Source organism: Streptomyces sp. NPDC005141 (assembly GCF_053599975.1).
Genome location: NZ_JBSFYW010000059.1, coordinates 1 through 20,252, shown reverse-complemented (window position 1 = coordinate 20,252; position 20,252 = coordinate 1). Strand labels below are relative to the sequence as shown.

Here is a 20,252-nt window from a genome sequence, read left to right as displayed (position 1 = left end):
CAACGGGTGGAACGCGTGCGGGCCGCGCGGTCCAGGGGAGTGAGACGGGCCGGGCACCGTTGCGTAGGGAAGCCGATCACTCGCAGCCTGTGGACAACTCTCGGACTGTCGGCGCGGACCCCTATCGTGGACGCAGTGGTCGAGGCGCGACGTACGGGGGACAGGACGATGGGCGGGACGGGTGTGATGACCGAAGCTGACGCGACGGGGACGCTGGGCGAGAGCGAGGCACTGGCCACCCTCCACCGGGTTTTCGGGTACGACGCCTTCCGAGGCGAGCAGGAAGCGGTCATCGAGCATGTGGTGGCGGGTGGCGACGCCGTCGTCCTGATGCCGACCGGCGGCGGCAAGTCCCTCTGCTATCAGATTCCATCCCTGGTCAGACCCGGTACGGGCATCGTGGTCTCCCCGCTCATCGCGCTCATGCAGGACCAGGTGGACGCGCTGCGGGCGCTGGGCGTGAACGCCGGGTTCATGAACTCCACGCAGGACTTCGACGAGCGGCGCGTGGTCGAGGCCGAGTTCCTTGCCGGGGAGCTCGACCTGCTCTACCTCGCTCCGGAGCGGCTGCGGCTGGACAGCACGCTCGACCTGCTGTCCCGCGGGAAGATCTCCGTCTTCGCGATCGACGAGGCGCACTGTGTGGCCCAGTGGGGCCACGACTTCCGCCCCGACTATCTGGCGCTCTCGCTGCTCGGCGAGCGCTGGCCGGAGGTCCCGCGCATCGCGTTGACGGCCACGGCCACGCGTGCGACGCACAAGGAGATCACCCAGCGCCTGGGGATGCCGACGGCCCGCCACTTCGAGGCGAGCTTCGACCGCCCCAACATCCAGTACCGGATCGTTCCCAAGGCCGACCCGAAGAAGCAGCTGCTGTCCTTCCTGCGCGAGGAGCACGCCGGCGACGCGGGCATCGTCTACTGCCTCTCGCGCAACTCGGTGGAGAAGACAGCCGAGTTCCTCTCCCGCAACGGCATCGAGGCGGTGCCGTACCACGCGGGCCTGGACGCGGGCACCCGCGCCACCCACCAGTCGCGCTTCCTGCGCGAAGAGGGCCTGGTGGTGGTCGCCACGATCGCCTTCGGGATGGGCATCGACAAGCCGGACGTCCGGTTCGTCGCTCACCTCGATCTGCCGAAGTCGGTCGAGGGCTACTACCAGGAGACGGGCCGCGCCGGCCGCGACGGACTGCCGTCCACGGCCTGGATGGCGTACGGCCTTCAGGACGTGGTCCAGCAGCGCAAGATGATCCAGGGTTCGGAGGGGGACGAGGCGTTCCGGCGGCGGGCGGCCGCCCACCTGGACTCGATGCTCGCCCTGTGCGAGACGGCCCAGTGCCGGCGCTCACAGCTCCTTGCCTACTTCGGCCAGGACCCGAACACCCCGGCCTGCGGCAACTGCGACACCTGCCTGACGCCCCCGGAGACCTGGGACGGCACGGTCGCGGCGCAGAAGCTGCTGTCCACGGTGGTACGCCTCCAGCGCGAGCGGGGACAGAAGTTCGGCGCGGGGCAGATTGTCGACATCCTGCTGGGGCGGCGGACCGCCAAGGTGATCCAGTTCGACCACGACCAGCTGTCCGTCTTCGGCATCGGCGAGGAGCTGGCCGAGTCCGACTGGCGGGGTGTCGTACGGCAGTTGCTGGCCCAGGGACTGATCGCGGTCGAGGGCGAGTACGGCACGCTGGTGCTGACCGACGACAGCGGGACCGTGCTGCGGCGCGAGCGCGATGTGCCGCTGCGCAAGGAGCCGCCGAAGCCGACCGCCTCCCGGTCGTCGGCACCCAAGGGCGAGCGCAAGGCCAAGGCGGCGGCGGCCGAACTGCCCGCCGAGCTCGTCCCCGCCTTCGAGGCGCTGCGTTCCTGGCGTGGCGAGCAGGCGCGTGAGCAAGGCGTCCCGGCGTACGTCATCTTCCACGACGCCACGCTCCGGGAGATCGCCACGCTGTGGCCCACGTCCGTCAAGGATCTGGGTGGCATCAGCGGGGTGGGCGAGAAGAAGCTGGCGACGTACGGGGAGGGCGTGCTCGGGGTGCTCGCCTCGCTGGGCGGTGGCACGCCCGCGGCGGACCAGGGCGAACCGGGCGCCCCAGTCGCTCCGGGTGTCCCGGCCGCGGCGACCGACGAGGGGCCCGACCCGGACTGGCCCGAAATGGACCAGGAGCCGGAGCCCGAGGACTGGATGTAGGGACTGGAGGGGCGGATCTGGAGGGGCGGACATAAGGGACTGGCTCGTCCGTCGGATTCCCGCGGGGTCACGGTGGCCAGGATTGCGGCCACCGTGACGCGGACCTCGTCCTACTGGGGAACGGCCTGCGTGATGCGGCCCCGGACCTCGCCGAGGCCAACCCGGGTTCCGCCCGGCCCGGGCGCCCAGGCCGTCAGGGTGACCTCGTCGCCGTCCTCCAGGAAGGTGCGCTTGCCGTCGGGGAGTTCGAGGGCGTCGCGCCCGTTCCAGGTGAGTTCGAGCAGGGAGCCGCGCTCACCCTCCGAGGGGCCGCTTACGGTTCCGGAGCCGTAGAGGTCACCGGTGCGCAGGGAGGCGCCGTTGACCGTCATGTGGGCCAGCTGCTGAGCGGCCGTCCAGTACATGGTGGAGAAGGGGGGTTCGGAGACGACGTGGCCGTTGATGGCCATGGAGATGCGGAGGTCGTAGCCGCCGGGGTCTTCGGAGGCGTCGTCCAGATAGGGGAGGAGCGCGTGCGTGCGGGTGGGGGGCGCGACGCGGGCGTCGTCGAGGGCGTCGAGCGGGGTGATCCACGCCGACACGGAGGTGGCGAAGGACTTGCCGAGGAAGGGGCCGAGGGGGACGTACTCCCAGGCCTGGATGTCGCGCGCCGACCAGTCGTTGAGGAGGCAGAGGCCGAAGACGTGGTCGCGGTAGTCGCCCAGCCGCACCGGCCGGCCCATGTCCGAGGGGGTGCCGACCACGAAGCCCACCTCCGCCTCGATGTCCAGGCGGACCGAGGGGCCGAAGACGGGGGCTGCGTCCGCGGGGGCCTTGCGCTGGCCCGACGGGCGTACGACGTCCGTGCCCGAGACCACGATCGTGCCGGAGCGGCCGTGATAGCCGATCGGCAGATGCTTCCAGTTGGGGGTGAGGGAGTCGGCGGCGTCGGGACGGAAGATCTGGCCGACGTTCCGGGCGTGGTTCTCGGAGGCGTAGAAGTCGACGTAGTCCGCGACGGTGAACGGGAGGTGCAGCGTCACGTCGGAGAGGGGGTGGAAATGAGGAGTCAGGGTCTCCCGGTGAGCCGGGACGGTCACCCAGGCCGTCAGCGCGCGCCGGACGTCGGACCAGGCGGTGCGGCCCGCCGCGAGCAACGGATCGAGGGTCGGCTGCGCGAGCAGCCCAGCGTACGGGGAGCCGAGTGCCCGGGCCGCGGCGCCCGCGTCGAGGACATGGTCGCCGAGCCGTACGCCGACGCGCCGCTCGGGGTCGCCGTCCGGGCCGGTCGGGGAGAACACGCCGTACGGCAGGTTGTGCGGGCCGAAGGGATCGCCCTCGGGGACATCGAAGGGGGGCATCTGTTGGTGCCTCGCTTTCGGATTCGTACTCGCCATGTGATCCATGCGTTCCACGCGTTTCATGTGGTCGGGGCACACGTTACGGGGGAGTGACCATGCTGTGGCAGTGCCTAAAGAGTTTGCAATGTCCGAATTGACCTTGTCGGACGTGGCAATTCCGGCTTAGCGTCCTTTGGGGGACACGGACGGGGTGGGTCCGGTCCGTAGGGGGACATGTGGGGGGACCCGTGGCCAGGAGTTCCAGGAGTGTGCCTGCCGACGTCGACCGGGAAGTTCCGGGCCTCATCGTGAAGTTCGGCGACTACCCGCTGCACCACGGCGGCGTGGGCGCCATACGGAGTCTGGGCCGACTCGGCATTCCGATGTACGCGATAACCGAGGACCGCTACACACCGGCCGCGAGTTCGCGTTATCTGCGCCGTGCCTTCGTGTGGCCGACCACCGGGACGGAGGAACCCGAGCGGCTCGTCGAGGGACTGCTGCGCATCGGCCGGCGCATCGGCCGGCCCACGGTCCTCGTCCCGACGGACGAAGAGGCCGCCGTACTGATCGCCGAGCACCAGGAGGAACTGGCCGGCCCCTTCCTCTTCCCGCGCGTGGACGCCAAACTCCCCCGCCGGCTGGCCAGCAAGCAGGGGCTGCACGAACTGTGTGTGGAGCACGGCATACCCAGCCCCGCGACGGCCTTTCCGCAGTCGTACGAGGAGATCGAGGCGTTCGCCGAGAAAGCCGGCTTCCCGCTCGTCGCCAAGAACCGCGAGGCGTTCGTGCGCCGCAGCCGGCCCGCCGTGAACGGCACGACGAGGATCGCGACCCGCGAGGGGCTGCTCGCCCTCGCCAGGGACTGGGGTCCGCAGCCCGGTGTGATCCTCCAGGAGTACCTGCCGAGGGAGGAGGCGGAGGACTGGATCGTGCACGCGTACTTCGACGCGGACTCGACACCGCTCGCGATGTTCACCGGGGTGAAGGTCCGCTCCTGGCCGCCGCACGCGGGCATGACGGCGAACGCGTACGTCGTCGACAATCCGGAACTCGCCGACCTCGCCGCGCGTTTCATCAAACAGATCGGCTTCAGCGGAATCATCGACCTCGACCTGCGATTCGACCGCCGCGACGGTCAGTACAAGCTCCTCGACTTCAACCCACGCATGGGCGCGCAGTTCCGGCTCTTCGAGAACGAGTCGGGGATCGACGTCGTCCGTGCCATGCACGCGGACCTGACCGGATGCGCCGTTCCGGAGGGGGAACAGCGGGCCGGTCACCGGTACATCGTGGAGAACATCGATCTGCCGGCCCTGCTCGCCTACCGGCGCAGCGGCTATACGACACCGCACGCGCCGACCCGCGCGAGCGGCACGGAGCTGGCATGGCTCGCGGGTGACGACCTGCGGCCGTTCTTCATGATGCTGGCGCGCCTCGTGCGGCCGGGCGCGAAGCATCTCTATCAGCTGTGGCGGACCAACCGCCGCGGCAGCACCAACAGTTCCACCGCGAAGTAGGCGTAGTACGTCCTGGGGAGGGACTTCGTGATTCATCCGGTAGCAGTCATCGGTGCGGGGCCGTTCGGCCTGTCCACCGCCGCCCATCTGCGGGCGCGTGGAGTCCCGGTGCGTGTCTTCGGCGAGCCCATGGTGAGCTGGCGCGATCACATGCCCGAGGGAATGCTTCTCAAGTCGACTCCGGTCGCCTCCAACATCGACGCCCCGCAGCGCGGACACACACTCGCCGACTACTGCGACGCGGCGGGGATACGTCGCCTGGTCACCGACGAGGACATCATCCCGGTCGAGACGTTCATCGCGTACGGGGAGTGGTTCCAGCAGAAGCTCGTGCCCGAGCTGGAGCGTGTGCGGGTCGTGTCGATCGACCGGAAGGGCGGCCGGGAGGGGGCCGGCCGGTCCGACGGGTTCGAACTCAAGCTGGATTCGGGAGAGTCGTTCACCGCGCGGGCGGTCGTGGTGGCCACCGGACTGTCCGGGCTCGCTCATCTGCCTCCCGAGCTCGCGGGTGCGGCGCCCGACGGACCCACGCCGACCGGCCCGGTCTCGCACAGCTCGCAGCAGCACGACCTGAGCCGCTTCTCCGGCAAGGAGCTGATAATCGTCGGCGCGGGGCAGTCCGCTCTGGAGACGGCGGCGCTCGCGGCGGAGGCCGGCGCGCAGGTGCGGGTGGTGTCCCGGGGCAAGGGTGCCGTCGACTTCGGAGCGCCGCCGTGGAACCAGCCCAAGTTGCGCCCCGAGTCGCCGTTCGGGCGCGCCTGGTCCCTGTGGGCGCTCAGCTACTACCCGCAGCCCTACCGCTATCTGCCCGCCCAGGCCCGGCACTACCTGGTCCGCCGTGTGCTCGGTCCCCTCGGCGCCTGGTGGCTCCGGGACCGTTTCGAGGGCAAGGTCGCGGTCCATGAGGTCCGGCGGATCGTCCGTGCCGCCGTCACCGACGGCGCACCCGTCCTCACCGTGCAGCCCCACGGCGGCCGGGTGGACGAGCTGTCCGCCGATCACGTCATCGCCGCGACCGGCTACCGCGTCGACATCGCCGCGATGGGCTTCCTCGGGCACGAGCTCCGCGCGGAGCTGGCGGTGAGCCGCGGTACACCGAAGCTCGGTGCCGGCTATCGGTCCTCCGCGCCCGGGCTGTACTTCACAGGGCTGCCGGCGGCGGCCTCGTACGGACCGGTGATGCGGTTCGTGTGCGGGACGGAGTTCGCCTCACCGCGGTTGACCAGGCATCTGGTGGCCGCACACGGGTGAGGGATGGCAGCCGAGGGCGCGGTGGTCGGTGGTGATGACAGCCGACGGTGATGATCACCGGCGGTGCGGGTGGTCGGCGGTGCGGGCGGCCGCCGACCGGGGCCGAGGGGCTGCGTCCGGCCGCCGAGCCGGCCGCCTCAGTCGTCAGTGCTCCTCCGTCAGTGCTCTTCGATCAGTGCTCTTCCGTCAGCGCTCCTCCGGGAGGGTCCAGGCGGCCGAGTCGCGGGGTGGGGCGGGGCGAACGGCCCACGCGTGGAGGTCGCCGTCGGATTCGGGGGAGCCCGAGGGCAGCATGCCCCTGGAGTCGGGTTCGAAGTAGAGGCCGTACGCCCAGAACTCGGGGAGTTCGTGCCCCAGCAGGTCCTCTCCCATGGGCTTGAGCTCCGCCGCCGCGTAGCGTTCGTTGATCCTGGCGACGGACTCCGCGTGGGGGATGCCGAAGCGGGTCACGAGTACGTTGGTCATGGCACGGAAGTAGTCGAGCCACTCCGCGTCGAGAAGGATCAGGAATTCCTCCGTTCTCGGCGCGCTCTCGTAGATGGCGCCCTGTTGCCAGGCCATGAAGTCCGCAATCTGCTCGGGTGGGTTGGCGGCCCGGGTGGCCTCGATCTCCCACCCCGGGCAGTCCATGTCGAAGACGACGACGGGGAGGGCGCGGCCGAAGATCTCCACCAAGTGGCCCGTGGCGTGGAGGTGGCGGGCGAGGTCGATGACGGCGTCGTAGAAGTGGAGCCGGAGAAGGTCGGACCTGGCGTCCAGTTCGTCCTCCTCTTCCTCCGGAAGATCCATGGTGAGGAGGTCGTGGTCACCGTCGAACCAGATCCCCATTTCTTTGACCTCGTCCACGTAGAGAGGACTTCCGGCAGGGTCTTCGGGGATGTTGCCCAGCATCTCGAAGCCGTCCAGCAGCCACAGGGCGTAGTTCCAGCGGGCCTCGCCCGGGTCCTCCGGGTAGGTCTCCCGCTCGTACTGGGTCTCGGTGTTGTAGCCGATGGCCACGTACGGGTGGCGGTCGTCGCCGTCGATCCGCCAGATCCGGAAGGACAGGGTGTAGATCTCGGACCGGAGGGATTCGGGGAAGCGCCGGATCACGGCTTCGGCAGCGCTGCGGAGGTGTTGCCGGAAGGGGGTCACCGCGCCGGAAGGGCGAGGAACCCGCGCTGAGGGCTCAAGGGACATTGCTCTCCCCGGACTTGTCGATGGTGGTCGGCGATTCCTGGAATGGTGTGCGCGTCGTCGGGTCGGCCTGCTGCCGTGCGCCGGTGGGGTGTTGGGGTGTTGTGATGGGTCATGTGCGGGAAAGTCGGTGTGGGCGGAAGTGGACCTTGCATGATCCGAAGCGGTCGCAACGCGCTAACCACCGTACGGTGAACGGCGTTGCTGACGGGATACCGGACGTCGTCCGGTTCACGCCGGGCCGATGAGTCGTTCGATCCGTATTCTTCGGATCATGGCCGCTCCGACTGCATATTCACTCATCGCCACTGACCTGGACGGAACGCTGCTGCGCGGCGACGACACCCTCTCCGACCGGTCGCGGGCCGCGTTGGCGAAGGTGGCCCAGGCGGGTGCCCAGCACCTCGTGGTGACGGGCCGCCCCGCGCCGCGCGTGCGACCGCTCCTCGACGAACTCGGGGGTGAGGGGCTGGCGGTGTGCGGACAGGGGGCCCAGTTGTACGACGCCGGGGCGGACCGGATGCTGTGGTCGGTGACCCTGGACAGGGAACTGGCGGAGACGGCGCTCGGCAAGATCGAGGCGGAGGTCGGGCTGCTGTACGCGGCGGTGGACCAGGACGGCGTGGACGGTCTGACGCTCATCGAGCCGGGATATGTGATGCCGCATCCGACCCTGCCGGCGGTGCGGGTGCGGCGACGGGACGACCTCTGGTCGGAGCCGATCAGCAAGGTGCTGCTCCGTCACCCGTCCTTGTCCGACGACGAGTTGGCGTCCGCGGCGCGGGGCGTGGTCGGTTCGCTGGCGACGGTCACCATGTCCGGGCCGGGCACCGTCGAACTCCAGCCATGCGGGGTGACCAAGGCGACGGGCCTCGCTCTCGCGGCGGCGCACCTCGGCCTCACTCCGGGCGCGACGCTCGCTTTCGGCGACATGCCCAATGACATCCCGATGTTCGACTGGGCCGCCCGTGGTGTGGCGATGGCCAACGCCCATCCGGAACTCAAGGCGGTGGCCGACGAGGTCACCCTGTCGAACGAGGACGACGGAATCGCGGTCGTCCTGGAACGCCTCTTCGGCTTCTAGGGACCGGTTGCCTGTTGCAGGGAGCCGTCTGCTTCAGGATCCACCTGCTTCAGGGGGTCTGCCTGTTCCAGGGATCGGTCAGGCGAGGAACTCGACAGGCAACGCGCCCGCCGGCGGACCGAGAAGGTGCCGCCGGCGGGTGATGGTGAGGGTGTGATCAGTAGGCGCCGTTGACGTTGTCGATGGAGCCGTAGGTCTTGGCCGCGTAGTTGCAGGCCGCGGTGATGTTCGCGACCGGGTCGTAGGGGTCCATCGACGTGCCGGGGACGTGGAAGGCCCGGAACGTGGGGTCGATGACCTGGAGCAGACCTTTGGAGGGGGTGCCCGCGACGGCGTTGGAGTCCCAGTTGTTGATGGCCAGCGGGTTGCCGGAGGACTCGCGCATCACGTTGCGGTAGATGCCGTCATAGCTGCCCGGGATGCCCTTCTCCGCCATGATGTCCAGGGATTCCTTGATCCAGCCGTCGAGGTTGTTCGTGTACGTCTTGGCGGACGCCTGGGTGGCGGTGGTCGCGGAGGACTTGGCGACGGCCGGGGTCGCCTTCGCCGTCTTGACCGCCGTCGACTTCAGCGTCTTCGTGCCCACGGTGAGCTTCAGGCCCGGGCGGATCAGGGCGGGGTTGTCGCCGATGACCGCGCGGTTCGCCTTGTACAGCTTCTTCCAGCCGCCGCTCTCGGGGTGCTTCTGCGCCACCTTGGACAGGGTGTCGCCCGCGACCACCTTGTAGGTGATGAGCTGGACGTTGGGGACCACGGCGGTCTTGGCGGCCTTCGTGAGCTGGGGGGCCTGAGCCGGGGTCGCCGCGTGGGCGCCGGTCGCGCTCACGAGCGGCAGGGCGAGGGCGATGCCGCCCGTTCCGGCGGCGATCATGCCCCGGGTGATGACGTTGGTCTTCGTGCGGCGGTGCTTGCCTCGTGCGGGCATGACGAATGTCCTCTCCGACGCCTGCGAGGTGAGCTGTCGGGTTCGGGCGGGAGATGCCCGGCCGCGTTATGGGCGCGGCTTCACCCCTAGCCGGTCCGGTGTCCGGATCGGCGGCTTACCTGTGGGTCCCCCGCTCCTGCCGTGCGTGGGTGGGTAGCCGGGCGGCGGCAGGATTCGGCGATCCGCCCGGGATCGACGAGAACGTATGCGAGAGCACATGTCCGGAACAAGGCCGGATTTGGTCGTGAAGATCGATTTCGCCTGTTTGGGGCGAGGGGGAAACGTCCGATTAGAGCGGAATTGAATCCTCAACTTGCCTTTAGCAAATGGGTTGGCGGGGTGATGGGGTGGGGTGACGCCCGGGCTCTCGCGTGACTCAATTCACGAGACCAAGGGTCATCAAGGCGGCATGCCGGGCAACTCGGGCATTGTGCTTCCGGCGATCAAGGGCGCCGCGTTCCCGGAGGGCGGCAAGAGAACCCCCAGGCAGAGGGATTCGGGCCGTGAGGATCGCGAGGGAAGTGCCCCGTGCCGGGCCGAGGTGCGGGCCCGGCGCAGGCCGGGCCGCGACGGCCGTGGGTCGGACCAGGCCGGGCGTGGGCCGAGCCGGGGCGAGCGCGGGGTGAAGTGCGGCCCGTGGCGCGGGTGTTCGGCGCATGCGCCGGATGCCGGCGTCGGGACGCCGGGCGGACCGGGCCGGGACGGGCGGCGCGTCCGGGGCTGGGACGGGCAGCGCTTCCGGGGCCGGGACGAGCAGCGCTTCCGGGGCCGGGACGAACGGCGCGTCCGGCTCGGGACGCGCGGCGCGTCAGTGGTCCTCAGGGGTGAACTCCCGCTCCCGCGAGCCCTGTCGGCCGACGGTACGGGCGTGGGCTCCCGCCCCCGTGCGGCCCGAGGTCAGCCGGTTGTGCGCGGGATTCTCTTCTCCCAGGTCCGGTGGAAGACGACCTCGTCACCGTCCTTGCAGACGACCTCGTCGGACGTGATGAAATCCTGCGCGTCGCAGCTGATGGTGGAGGCCGTCTCGACGCGGGCGTCCCACGGCAGGTCCGGGCGGTGCAGACGGATCGACCAGGTCGAGCGGGCGTGGGCGGACAGCGGGTCGGACGCGTCGATCGTGTACGTCTCCCGGGCGTCCTCCGTGCATTCGAGGCCGTCGGGATACGCGCGGGTGCCGCCGAGGCACGGGTCCACCTCCAGGCGCCAGGTGTCCGCGGCCACGTCACGCAGGACCAGGCGTTCCGGACGGGGTTCGTCCAGTGTCTCGGAGACGGCCACGCCGAGGGGCTCCGCCTCCTCCGGTTCCCCGAAGGTGATGGAGAGGTCCGACTCCCTTGTCCGTACGGGGAGTTCGAGGGAGCTGCCGATGGGGTCGAGGGTGAAGCCCGCCTCCGAGCCCGGCTGGGGCCAGATCCAGGGCCAGTAGGTCGAGGAGACGCTCAGGCGGATGCGGTGGCCCGCCGGGAACGCGTAGCCGATGCCGTTCAGGTCGAACGCCACGTTCTCCGTGGTGCCGGGTTCCGCCGGAACCGTCCGGTCGAGGCCTCGGCGCGCCGACAGGTTCAGGGCGCCTCGGGTGACGAGCGTGGACGCTCCGTCGGGGGCCACGTCGCAGAGACGGGCGATCACCTGGCCCCTGGGCGACGCGGGCGTCAGCCGCAGATCGACCCGCGGGCGGCCCAGCACCCAGGTCTCCGCCGGTACCTCGAACTCGAAGCAGGTCGACCGGGCGTCCTCCTCCCGCTGGTCCGGCGGCAGGTCGGCGTCGTTGCCGAGGGGGAAGAAGCGGCCCGCGTCGACCCCCGTGTGCTGCGGGGACCGCACCGGCACCGGGGTGCCCTGGAGCGCGTACGTGATCGGGGTCACCGAGGGTGAGGGCCAGGCCGGGTCACCGACCCAGCGGCCGGGGAGTTCCCCGTACACGGTCGCCGGAGGATGCGCGTCCATCACGTACGAGCGCAGGAGGGGGACGGAGAGCGCGCCCGTGTCCTCGTCCCGGAGCCAGTGGTCCCACCAGCGGAGCGTCTCCTGGAGGAAGCCGATCGCCGGTCCGGGCGGCAGGCCCCGGTCCGGGTACTGGTGTGACCAGGGACCGATGAGACCTCGTACGCGATCCGGCGGCAGGCTCTCCACCAGGCGCAGCACCGTGTCGCGGTACGGGTCGTGCCAGCCGCCGACCGCGAGGACCGCCGCGCGGATCGAGCCGTAGTCCTCGCGGACGCTGCCGTGCCGCCAGTACGCGTCCCGGGTCTGGTGCGCCAGCCAGGTGTGGACGACGGGCTCGACCGCCTCCAGCCGCCTCACCCACATGTCGCGCCACATCACCTCGCCCACATGCACCGGGTCCGGCGGGCGGGCGGCGAAGGCGAGCAGGGTGGCCGCCCAGGAGTGCGTGTCGACGGCGAGGACGGAACCTCCGGCGTAGTGCCCGTCGTTGTCATAGCGGTCGTCCGTCGAGCAGACCGTGACGACCGCCTTGAGCGGCTCGGGCGCGCGGGCCGCGATCTGGAGGGAGTTGAAGCCGCCCCAGGAGATCCCGAACAGGCCGACCCTGCCGGTGCACCAGGGCTGGGCGGCCAGCCATGCGATCACTTCCACCCCGTCGGCCGGCTCGGTCTCGGAGTACTCGTCCGTCGGCATGCCCTCCGAGTTGCCGTGGCCGCGCACGTCCACACGGACGGAGGCGTAGCCGTGTCCGGCGTACCAGGGGTGGCGCTGCCGGTCGCGCGGTGCCGTCCAGTCGGTCAGGCGGTACGGGCTGTACTCCAGGAGTGCCGGGACGGGCTCCTCGGTCAGCGGGCGCCAGATCCGGGCGTACAGACGGGTGCCGTCCGAGAGAGGGACGAGGACGTCCTCGTGAGTGGTCTCGTAGGGGAAGGACGTACGGATGTGCATGAGCCACCTCAGTGGACGGGGTGCATCTCAGAGGACGGGGTGCGTCGTGCGGCCCGGCCGGGGGATGAGGGCCGTCACCTCCGGGCCGGACTCGTTCTCGGTGGAGCCAGAGGACACAGTCACCACTTACGGGTGCTTCTTCGCATGTCGTCGTGTATCGGTTCATATCTACTGATCATGAACATACCGCCGGTGGTCGGGTGGCGCCCGCGAGTCGGGGTACCCGCCGTTGGGGCACGCAGGTGCTTCCCGTGTGCCTTCCGGGTGTACTCCCGTATACCTGCTGGCGGAGCGAAGTCGGCCGGGGGACGGTGGGCGCTCGTGGTGATCGAAACGTGACCGGATACGCTGACTTGAGTGATGGCAGCGACACATCGACAAACCGTGTCATCGACCGAATGATCGACCGAGTTCGCCATGTGATCGTCAGCAGACAGGAGAACCTCTCGTGACCGTCGTCGGGCCGTTCGGGCTGAGCGTGCGGGACCAGGCTCTCGAAGCCGATGTCCAGGCCGGATTGGCGGCTGTCGAGGAGGGTTTGCTCGAAGCCACCAAGAGCGAGGTCCCCTTCATCACGGAAGCCGCCCAGCACCTCGTGCGTGCCGGCGGGAAGCGGTTCAGGCCGCTGCTCGTGACGCTCGCCGCGCAGTTCGGTGATCCCTACGCGCCGGGTGTCGTTCCCTCGGCCGTCGTCGTCGAGCTGACCCATCTCGCCACGCTGTACCACGACGATGTGATGGACGAGGCCGAGGTGCGGCGCGGGGTGGACAGCGCCAACGCCCGCTGGGGCAATTCCGTGGCCGTCCTCACGGGTGACTTCCTCTTCGCCCGCGCCTCGTACATCCTGGCCGACCTCGGGCCCGAGGCCGTCCGGATCCAGGCCGAGGCGTTCGAGCGGCTCGTGACCGGGCAGATCCTGGAGACCGCGGGGCCGCGCGACGGGCGCGATCCGGTCGATCACTACCTCGACGTGCTCAGCGGCAAGACCGGTTCGCTGGTCGCCGTCGCGTGCCGGTTCGGGGCGATGATGTCGGGGGCCGACGAGACGGTCGTGGACGTGCTGACGCAGTACGGCGAACGGCTGGGCGTCGCCTTCCAGCTCGCGGACGACGTCCTCGACATCGCGTCCGACTCGCACGAGTCCGGCAAGACCCCGGGGACCGATCTGCGCGAGGGCATTCCCACGCTGCCGGTGCTGCGGCTGCGTGAGCGCGCCGAGCGGCTGGGGCTCGCCGAGGACATCGCGCTGTGCGAGCTGCTGGACTCCGATCTGACGGACGACGCGCGGCACGCGGAGGCGCTGGCCCGGCTGCGGGAGCACCCCGCGCTGGAGCAGGCGCGCAGGGACACCGTGCGGTACGCGGAGGACGCGCGGGCCGCGCTGGCCCCGCTGCGCGAGTGCGACGCGAAGGCCGCCCTGGTCGAGCTGGTGGACGCCGTGGTGCACCGGGCCGGCTGAGACGGCCGTCAGTAGCCGCCTCCTCCCGTGCCCGGGGATGCCGGTGCCGGTGTGGTGATCTTCGCTCCGGTGGGTGTCACGGCGAACCACGTTCCGTCCACGCCCTGGCCGTAGGCCTCCTTCGGCTCGTCGTCCTTGGCGTAGCGGTAGAGGGGCCAGCCGGCGAGGGTCAGTTGGGTGCCGCCGTCGGTGCGTTTCACCGTGGAGACCAGACTCTTGTCGATGCCCTTGGTGGTCACGCCGCCCTGGGTCGTGGCCGCCGGCCAGACCTGGGCGCAGGTGTCGTAACAGCTGACCCTGGTCGGGTTCGCCGAGTCCGCGTCGAAGCGGTAGAGGACGTACCCCTTGCTGTCGGTCACGACCGTGCCCAGTTTTCCGACCTCGGCGGTGGTCAGTGTCGCCGTCGCCGACCCGGTGGAGCCGGTGCTCTTCGCCGAGCCGTCCCCGCTGCCGCCCCCTCCGCTTCCACTTCCGCCTCCGCCTCCGCATCCGGAGAGCGTGAGCGCCAGGACGGCGGCGCCCGTGGCGGCGTATCCCGTGATGTGTCTGATGTGCCTGATGGCGAGCATGGTGATCCCTCGATCCCTCGATCCGTCGCCCCCTGGAGTTCTGGGCGATCCCGATCGCTGCCACCCGTAAGTACGGATTCAAGCCGTTTTCTGCTCGAATCGACGCCGGATTTGATCGGCTCTGTGAATGTGGCGGGTGTCACACTCTTGGATTGAGTCCAGGATCGGATCCAGTCCGTACCCATGCGCAGAAGCTGACGCAGGGGGCGTCGGCCCAGTTACGGGGAGAAAACAGAATCATGGGATCGAACGCCACGTTCACGACGCGTCGCAAGAGCCTGATCCTGACCGGTGTCGCGGTCGCCGCGGCGGCCGGTGTCGCCGCCGCCGTCATCCCGGCGGTCGCCGCCGACCACGGCGGCCACGGCGGGAAGAACGGCACGAGCCACAGCGAGAACAGCGGTACGAACCACTCCGGGCACGACGACAGGACCATCGTCACGCAGCACGGAGTCATGGGCGGCACGGGCGGCACCATCCTCGCCGCCAGTCTGCGCGGCGCCGCCGAGGTGCCCGTCCAGGGCGGCCCCGCCGTCGGCGACAAGGACGGCGCGGCGCTGGAGTTCATCAAGGTCAAGGGCGACCAGGTGTCCGTGGCCGTGACCTGGCGCGGTACCGGCAGGCCCACCCTGCTCCACATCCACCAGGGCGCCAGGGGCGCCAACGGCGGCGTCAAGGTCGACTTCGGCAAGCTGCTCGACCGGATCAAGGGCCACAGCGTCGTCGGGACCGTCAAGGTCGAGGACGCGGCCCTGCTCGACGCTCTGAGGACCGACCCCGGCTCGTTCTACGCCAATCTGCACACCGCCGAGTTCCCCGGCGGGGCCGTCCGCGGCCAGCTCCACAAGGTCACGAACACCTTCGACTTCAGGAACGCCCTGCACAACTTCCAGGCGTCCGTGGTCAAGGGCAAGCAGATCTACGAGTGCAAGCCGGCCGAGGGCGGCGGCTACGCCTTCGCCCAGCGCGATGTCGCGGCCCGGCTCGGCGGCCACATCGCCCACTCCTTCGTGAAGCCCAACTCCGGTACCCCGCAGTGGGTCGCGCCCGACCGCAGCGCGGTCACCGGCGCGCTGATCGCGAAGACCCCGAACGGCGCAACGAACATCCCCGAGCTCGACCTCAAGGCCACCCCGTCGGGCCGGCACCACGGCCTGCTGGCCGGCACGCAGGAGATCCTGCGCCTGAACACCGTGGGCGGCGTCGCCCCGGCGGGCTCCTGCTCGCCGGGCACCATCGTGGGCGTCCCCTACCAGGCGGACTATGTGTTCGTGCAGCGCTGAGGCGAGCGCCGGGCCGGAATCCCGCCGGTTCCGGCCCGGCGCGCGGTCGGGGCGGCGCCCCGCCCGGCACGACCCCTACGGGTCGGGCGAGGCGCCGCCTTCTCACGTCATACCGCAGGACTCGCGGAGTTGAGTCCGGGGGGTGACGCTTCCATCCCGCCGATTTGGTCAGATGGAGAACACCACTCCTCACCGGTTCGGGTGAGAATGGCGGCTTAGGGGTGGAGCAGGGCACGACGGTAGGGCCGCCGCCGACGACGGAGGTAAGGCACACATGGCACCGTACGAAGACGACAGCGCGAGGGCCGCAGAGGCCGCCGACGCCGACGACCTGCGCGCCGGGCGACGCAAGGCCGCGCGGTACGTCGTTCCGGTCGCGGTGGTGGGGGTGGCGGCGGCGACGATCGGGCTCGTCCCGGCGCTCGCCGACTCCGGAGACCCCGACCTGCCGAAGGTCACCGCTCAGCAACTCATCGAGAAGATCGCCAAGTCGGACGTCCAGCAGCTGTCCGGCACGGTCAAGATCAGCACCGATCTCGGACTGCCGAACCTGGGTGGCCTGGAGAGCAGCTTCGCCTCGGGTGCCGCCCGAGGCGACGGGGGCTCCTCCGCGGACCCGCAGTCCAAGCTCCTCGAACTGGCCTCGGGCACGCACACGCTGCGCGTCGCCGCCGACGGCCCGGACAAGGGCAAGGTCTCCCTCCTGGACAGTGCCGCCGAGTACAGCCTCATCCACAATGGCAAGGACGTGTGGGGGTACGACAGCAAATCGAACGAGGTCTACCACGCGACGTCCGGCGAATCCGAGGGCGCCGGGGAGAAGGCGCCGCGGGACGTCCCGGCCACCCCCAAGGACTTCGCCGACGAAGCCCTCAAGGCCGTGGACGAGACGACCTCAGTGACCGTCGACGGCACCGCGCACGTCGCGGGCCGCGACGCCTACAGGCTCGTCATCAAGCCCAAGCAGTCCGGCTCCACGGTCGGCGCGATCAGCATCGCGGTGGACGCGAGGACGGGTCTGCCGCTGAAGTTCACGCTGACCCCGGCGAGCGGTGGCGCGGCCGTCGTCGACGCGGGTTTCACCCGGGTCGACTTCTCCAAGCCGGCCGCGTCCACCTTCGCCTTCACCCCGCCGAAGGGTGCGAAGGTCACCGAGGGCGACGAGCACGAGGGTGTGAAGGGCGACAGGCTGAAGGACCTGCGCGGCGACAAGCCGAAGGGCGAGGAGAAGGCGCGGCCGAAGGCCGACGAAGGTCTGGCCGGGGGTCTCGAGGGCCTGAAGACCATCGGCAAGGGCTGGAACTCCATCGCCGAGTTCGAGACCGGCGGCCAGGGCCTGCCGACCGGCACGTCCGGCTCGACCGGCAACAGTGACGTCGACGGCTTCCTGAACTCCCTCGGCGACCACGTCACCGGCAAGTTCGGCTCGGGCACGGTCTTCTCGACCCGCCTGGTCAACGCGCTGATCACGGACGACGGCAAGGTGTACGCCGGTGCCGTCACCAAGGACGCGCTGGTGAAGGCGGCCAACGCGGCCCAGTAGGTCCCCAGGCGAGCCGAACCGAGGGAGCCCATGGAGGAGCTGTCCGCCGTCGAGCCCGATCCGGCGCAGGCCGGGGGCGGTGCCGTGCCCGCCGAACAGGCGGGCGGGGCCCGCACGGCGCCTGCCCGGAAGCCGGAGGGCGCCGGAGCCGCGCCCGCCGGGGGAGCGGGTGACGTCGGCTCCGTGCCCGCGGAAGGAAGCGGCGCCGCACCCGCGAGGCGAGCCGGAGGCACCGGCACCGCGCCCACCCCGGCCACCGAGGACGCGGTGATCGCCACTCGCGCGCTGAGCAAGCGCTACAGCGGCGGACAGCTCGCCGTCGACGGCCTGGACCTGACCGTCCCGGCGGGCAGCGTCTTCGGCTTCCTCGGGCCGAACGGCTCGGGCAAGACCACCACCATCCGCATGCTGATGGGCCTGATCGAGCCGACCTCGGGCACGGCACGCGTGCTGGGGCAGCCCATGCCCCGGTCCGCGCGGGCCGTGCTCCCGCACGTCGGGGCGCTGATCGAGGGTCCCGCCCTGTACGGCTTCCTCTCCGGGCGGGACAACCTCGTCCGGTACGACGCCGCCGACCCGACCGCCGATCCCCGGACCCGGCGGACACGCGTCGCGGCGGCCCTCGACCGGGTCGGGCTGACCGCCGCCGCGGGCAAGAAGGCGAAGGCGTACTCCCTGGGAATGAAGCAGCGGCTCGGACTCGCGGCCGCGCTGCTCCAGCCCCGCCGCCTGCTCGTCCTGGACGAGCCGACCAACGGTCTCGACCCCCAGGGCATGCGCGAAATCCGCTCACTGGTCCGCGAGTTGGCCTCGGACGGCACGACCGTCTTCCTCTCCTCCCATCTCCTCGACGAGATCGAGCAGGTCTGCACGCACGCGGCCGTGATGGCGCAGGGCCGGCTCATCACCCAGGGCGCGGTGGCGGACCTCGCGGCGGGTGCGCGGGGCCGGCTGGTGGTGACCACCCCGGACGCGGGGGACGCGGCCCGGGTCCTCAAGGAACAGGGCGTCGCCGATCTCGTCGTGACCGAGACAGGCGTGACCGCGGAGCCGCCCGACCGCGAACTCGCTGAACTGAATGCCGCGTTGGTCACGGCGGGCGTCCGGGTCCGTGGCTTCGGGGTCGAACGGGCCTCGCTGGAGGACGCCTTCGTGGCACTGACCGGGGAGGGCTTCGATGTCGCGGGCTGAGACGCTGCGCGTGGGGGCGGTGGCCGGCCGTGCGCCGAGCCCGCTGTGGACACTCGGGCTCTTCCGCAGTGAGCTCGTCACGACCTTCCGGCGCTGGCGGACGATCGCGCTGCTCGGCGTGCTCGCGGCCGTGCCGATCCTCATCGGCATCGCCATCAAGATCGAGACGGGCGACGGTTCGGGCGCGGGCGGTGGCGGCGGTGAGGGCCCCGCGTTCATCGCGCAGATCACCAACAACGGCCTGTTCCTCGTGTTCACCGCGCTGGCAGCGACACTCCCGTTCTTCCTGCCGATGGCGATCGGCGTCATCGCGGGCGACGCGATCGCCGGCGAGGCCAACGCGGGGACTCTGCGCTATCTCCTCGTCGCGCCCGCCGGCCGCACCCGGCTGCTGCTCACGAAGTATGCGACGACGATGACGTTCTGCCTGGTCGCGACCCTGGTGGTGGCACTCTCGGCACTCCTGGTGGGCGCCCTGCTGTTCCCGCTGGGCGAGCTGACCACCATCTCCGGGACCCGCATCACCTTCGCCGAGGGACTCGGCCGCGCGCTGCTCATCGCTCTCGTCGTGGCCGCGTCACTGACCGGCGTCGCGGCACTCGGCCTGTTCGTCTCCACCCTCACCAACAGCGGCATCGCGGCCATGGCGACGACGGTCGGCCTCCTCATCACCGTCCAGATCCTCGACCAGATCCCCCAGCTGCACGCGCTCCAGCCGTACTTCTTCTCCCACTACTGGCTGTCCTTCGCCGACCTCATGCGCGACCCGGTCTACTGGGACGACCTGGTCCACAACCTCGGCCTCCAGGGTCTGTACGCCGCCGTGTTCGGGTCGGCGGCGTGGGCGCGGTTCACGGCGAAGGACGTCAACGCCTAGACGAGGGCGCCTCAGGCCTCGTACGGGAAGCGGGCGAGCGGCGGTTCCTGTGCCGCGAAGAAGGTCTTCGCCCGGGCCAGTGCCTCGGGGTCGTTCAGGACGTCGCCGCGCCCGCTGCCGTTGCCGAGCAGGACCCCGCCGAAGCGCATCTTCATGTAGGCCGCCGAGTGGTTCAGCGTGCCGGTCAGCGGGTCGGCGACCTCCTGTTCCTCGTGCGCGAGCGCGGTGACGCCCCAGAGGGTGCGACCGGCCATGGTGGCCTTGAAGTCGATACCGGGCGTGCGCAGCCACCCCGACCAGTAGTCCAGGTAGCGCTTGGTCAGTCCGGACACCGAGTACCAGTACAGCGGGGACGCGATCACGATGTCGGTGGCCGCGAGCGTGGCGTCGAGCAGCATGCCCGGGGTGCTTCCGGCGGGAGGACGCACATGGTCGCTGTCGCGGCGCAGGTCCACGAAGTCGGGGAGCGGGTGTTCGGCCAGGCTCAGCCAGCGCTGCTCGACATCGGCGGGCAGCTGTTCGGCGGCCTTGCGGGCCAGCAGTTCGGTGTTGCCACCGGTGCGGCTGCTGCCGAGCAGGAACAGGAAATGGCGGGTCATGGTTCCCCCTGGAGTCGCACGCCGTCAATTACACGCGTACACAATATATGCACACGCATGCAATAGTCCAGGGCCCACCCCAGCCCCCGCTCGGCTCAGCCGGCTCCCCGCACCCCGGGGCTGCCCCTCCCCCTCCCCGGCACGGGCGCCCGCCCAAAACCGTCTTTCGCCCCCTCCGCCCCTACCCTTCCCACCCCTGGGGCTTCCCGCCCCAGCCCCCGCTCCTCAAACGCCGGAGGGGCTGACTCTCACCACAGCGCACCCGCAGCCGTCCGCGCGCGGGAGGGGCCGTGCCGGTACATCCCAATGTCCGTCGCTTACGTTCGGATCGAGCAGCAGTTCGCACAGGTAGCCCACGTCTGATCCAGCGGCGA

Annotated in this window: 15 protein-coding genes and 1 riboswitch; of the genes, 9 read left to right on the top strand and 6 right to left on the bottom strand. The window is 70.4% G+C overall.

Going from position 1 to position 20,252, the window contains the following annotated elements; all coding sequences use genetic code 11:
* Positions 1 to 168: 168 nt before the first annotated feature.
* Entirely contained in the window at positions 169 to 2,187 is a 2,019-nt protein-coding gene (gene recQ / locus ACWD68_RS33250) for a DNA helicase RecQ (RefSeq protein WP_451810198.1), read from the top strand.
* Positions 2,188 to 2,297: 110 nt separating this feature from the next.
* Here the strand turns inward: recQ and fahA are convergent, their stop codons facing one another.
* Positions 2,298 to 3,527, bottom strand: a complete 1,230-nt coding sequence (gene fahA / locus ACWD68_RS33245; protein WP_451810172.1) for a fumarylacetoacetase — start codon at positions 3,525 to 3,527, stop codon at positions 2,298 to 2,300.
* Between the two features lie 248 nt (positions 3,528 to 3,775).
* Between fahA and ACWD68_RS33240 the strand changes: the two genes are divergently transcribed.
* Together ACWD68_RS33240 and ACWD68_RS33235 are read left to right on the top strand one after the other, a co-directional pair.
* A complete protein-coding gene (locus tag ACWD68_RS33240) occupies positions 3,776 to 5,026 on the top strand; it encodes a carboxylate--amine ligase (RefSeq protein ID WP_451810171.1) in 1,251 nt (416 codons plus the stop codon).
* A gap of 27 nt (positions 5,027 to 5,053) precedes the next feature.
* Positions 5,054 to 6,277 carry an FAD-dependent oxidoreductase gene (locus ACWD68_RS33235; RefSeq protein ID WP_451810170.1) on the top strand — a complete coding sequence of 408 codons (1,224 nt, stop codon included), beginning with the start codon at positions 5,054 to 5,056 and terminating at the stop codon, positions 6,275 to 6,277.
* 186 nt (positions 6,278 to 6,463) lie between these two features.
* On the opposite strand, the gene ACWD68_RS33230 is transcribed toward ACWD68_RS33235, so the two are convergent.
* The gene (locus ACWD68_RS33230) at positions 6,464 to 7,369 is read right to left on the bottom strand and encodes a hypothetical protein (RefSeq protein WP_451810169.1); all 906 of its coding nucleotides are present in this window, start codon (positions 7,367 to 7,369) and stop codon (positions 6,464 to 6,466) included.
* A gap of 358 nt (positions 7,370 to 7,727) precedes the next feature.
* On the opposite strand from ACWD68_RS33230, the gene ACWD68_RS33225 reads away from it, so the two are divergent.
* Complete coding sequence (locus tag ACWD68_RS33225; protein WP_356469720.1) at positions 7,728 to 8,537, top strand: HAD family hydrolase; 810 nt, start codon at positions 7,728 to 7,730, stop codon at positions 8,535 to 8,537.
* A 157-nt stretch (positions 8,538 to 8,694) separates the two neighbouring features.
* Here the strand turns inward: ACWD68_RS33225 and ACWD68_RS33220 are convergent, their stop codons facing one another.
* On the bottom strand, positions 8,695 to 9,462 hold the full coding sequence (locus ACWD68_RS33220) for a transglycosylase SLT domain-containing protein (RefSeq protein ID WP_451810168.1): 768 nt from the start codon (positions 9,460 to 9,462) through the stop codon (positions 8,695 to 8,697).
* A gap of 3 nt (positions 9,463 to 9,465) precedes the next feature.
* Positions 9,466 to 9,652, bottom strand: a riboswitch (cyclic di-AMP (ydaO/yuaA leader).
* Between the two features lie 707 nt (positions 9,653 to 10,359).
* Positions 10,360 to 12,357, bottom strand: coding sequence for a CocE/NonD family hydrolase (locus ACWD68_RS33215; RefSeq protein ID WP_451810167.1), 1,998 nt, complete (start codon positions 12,355 to 12,357; stop codon positions 10,360 to 10,362).
* Positions 12,358 to 12,805: 448 nt separating this feature from the next.
* Between ACWD68_RS33215 and ACWD68_RS33210 the strand changes: the two genes are divergently transcribed.
* The gene (locus ACWD68_RS33210) at positions 12,806 to 13,816 is read left to right on the top strand and encodes a polyprenyl synthetase family protein (protein ID WP_451810166.1); all 1,011 of its coding nucleotides are present in this window, start codon (positions 12,806 to 12,808) and stop codon (positions 13,814 to 13,816) included.
* Between the two features lie 8 nt (positions 13,817 to 13,824).
* Here the strand turns inward: ACWD68_RS33210 and ACWD68_RS33205 are convergent, their stop codons facing one another.
* Positions 13,825 to 14,385: a hypothetical protein gene (locus ACWD68_RS33205; RefSeq protein ID WP_451810165.1), complete on the bottom strand. Its 561-nt coding sequence runs from the start codon at positions 14,383 to 14,385 to the stop codon at positions 13,825 to 13,827.
* Between the two features lie 239 nt (positions 14,386 to 14,624).
* Between ACWD68_RS33205 and ACWD68_RS33200 the strand changes: the two genes are divergently transcribed.
* The 4 genes from ACWD68_RS33200 (at position 14,625) to ACWD68_RS33185 (ending at position 19,279) form a co-directional block, all read left to right on the top strand.
* A complete protein-coding gene (locus ACWD68_RS33200; RefSeq protein ID WP_451810164.1) occupies positions 14,625 to 15,668 on the top strand; it encodes a CHRD domain-containing protein in 1,044 nt (347 codons plus the stop codon).
* Positions 15,669 to 15,942: 274 nt separating this feature from the next.
* Positions 15,943 to 17,211, top strand: a complete 1,269-nt coding sequence (locus ACWD68_RS33195) for a LolA family protein (RefSeq protein ID WP_451810163.1) — start codon at positions 15,943 to 15,945, stop codon at positions 17,209 to 17,211.
* A gap of 30 nt (positions 17,212 to 17,241) precedes the next feature.
* On the top strand, positions 17,242 to 18,402 hold the full coding sequence (locus ACWD68_RS33190) for an ABC transporter ATP-binding protein (protein ID WP_451810162.1): 1,161 nt from the start codon (positions 17,242 to 17,244) through the stop codon (positions 18,400 to 18,402).
* A complete protein-coding gene (locus ACWD68_RS33185; protein ID WP_451810161.1) occupies positions 18,389 to 19,279 on the top strand; it encodes an ABC transporter permease in 891 nt (296 codons plus the stop codon). Before ACWD68_RS33190 ends, ACWD68_RS33185 begins: the two co-directional genes overlap by 14 nt.
* An 11-nt stretch (positions 19,280 to 19,290) precedes the next feature.
* Here the strand turns inward: ACWD68_RS33185 and ACWD68_RS33180 are convergent, their stop codons facing one another.
* Positions 19,291 to 19,878, bottom strand: a complete 588-nt coding sequence (locus tag ACWD68_RS33180; RefSeq protein ID WP_451810160.1) for a flavodoxin family protein — start codon at positions 19,876 to 19,878, stop codon at positions 19,291 to 19,293.
* Between the last annotated feature and the right edge of the window lie 374 nt (positions 19,879 to 20,252).

Bases quoted from the DNA above. Each gene is read 5' to 3' on its own strand.
- recQ (WP_451810198.1), top strand. From the start codon at position 169: ATGGGCGGGACGGGTGTGATGACCGAAGCTGACGCGACGGGGACGCTG.
- fahA (WP_451810172.1), bottom strand. From the start codon at position 3,527: ATGCCCCCCTTCGATGTCCCCGAGGGCGATCCCTTCGGCCCGCACAAC.
- ACWD68_RS33225 (WP_356469720.1), top strand. From the start codon at position 7,728: ATGGCCGCTCCGACTGCATATTCACTCATCGCCACTGACCTGGACGGA.
- ACWD68_RS33220 (WP_451810168.1), bottom strand. From the start codon at position 9,462: ATGCCCGCACGAGGCAAGCACCGCCGCACGAAGACCAACGTCATCACC.
- ACWD68_RS33215 (WP_451810167.1), bottom strand. From the start codon at position 12,357: ATGCACATCCGTACGTCCTTCCCCTACGAGACCACTCACGAGGACGTC.
- ACWD68_RS33205 (WP_451810165.1), bottom strand. From the start codon at position 14,385: ATGCTCGCCATCAGGCACATCAGACACATCACGGGATACGCCGCCACG.
- ACWD68_RS33200 (WP_451810164.1), top strand. From the start codon at position 14,625: ATGGGATCGAACGCCACGTTCACGACGCGTCGCAAGAGCCTGATCCTG.
- ACWD68_RS33195 (WP_451810163.1), top strand. From the start codon at position 15,943: ATGGCACCGTACGAAGACGACAGCGCGAGGGCCGCAGAGGCCGCCGAC.
- ACWD68_RS33190 (WP_451810162.1), top strand. From the start codon at position 17,242: ATGGAGGAGCTGTCCGCCGTCGAGCCCGATCCGGCGCAGGCCGGGGGC.
- ACWD68_RS33185 (WP_451810161.1), top strand. From the start codon at position 18,389: ATGTCGCGGGCTGAGACGCTGCGCGTGGGGGCGGTGGCCGGCCGTGCG.
- ACWD68_RS33180 (WP_451810160.1), bottom strand. From the start codon at position 19,878: ATGACCCGCCATTTCCTGTTCCTGCTCGGCAGCAGCCGCACCGGTGGC.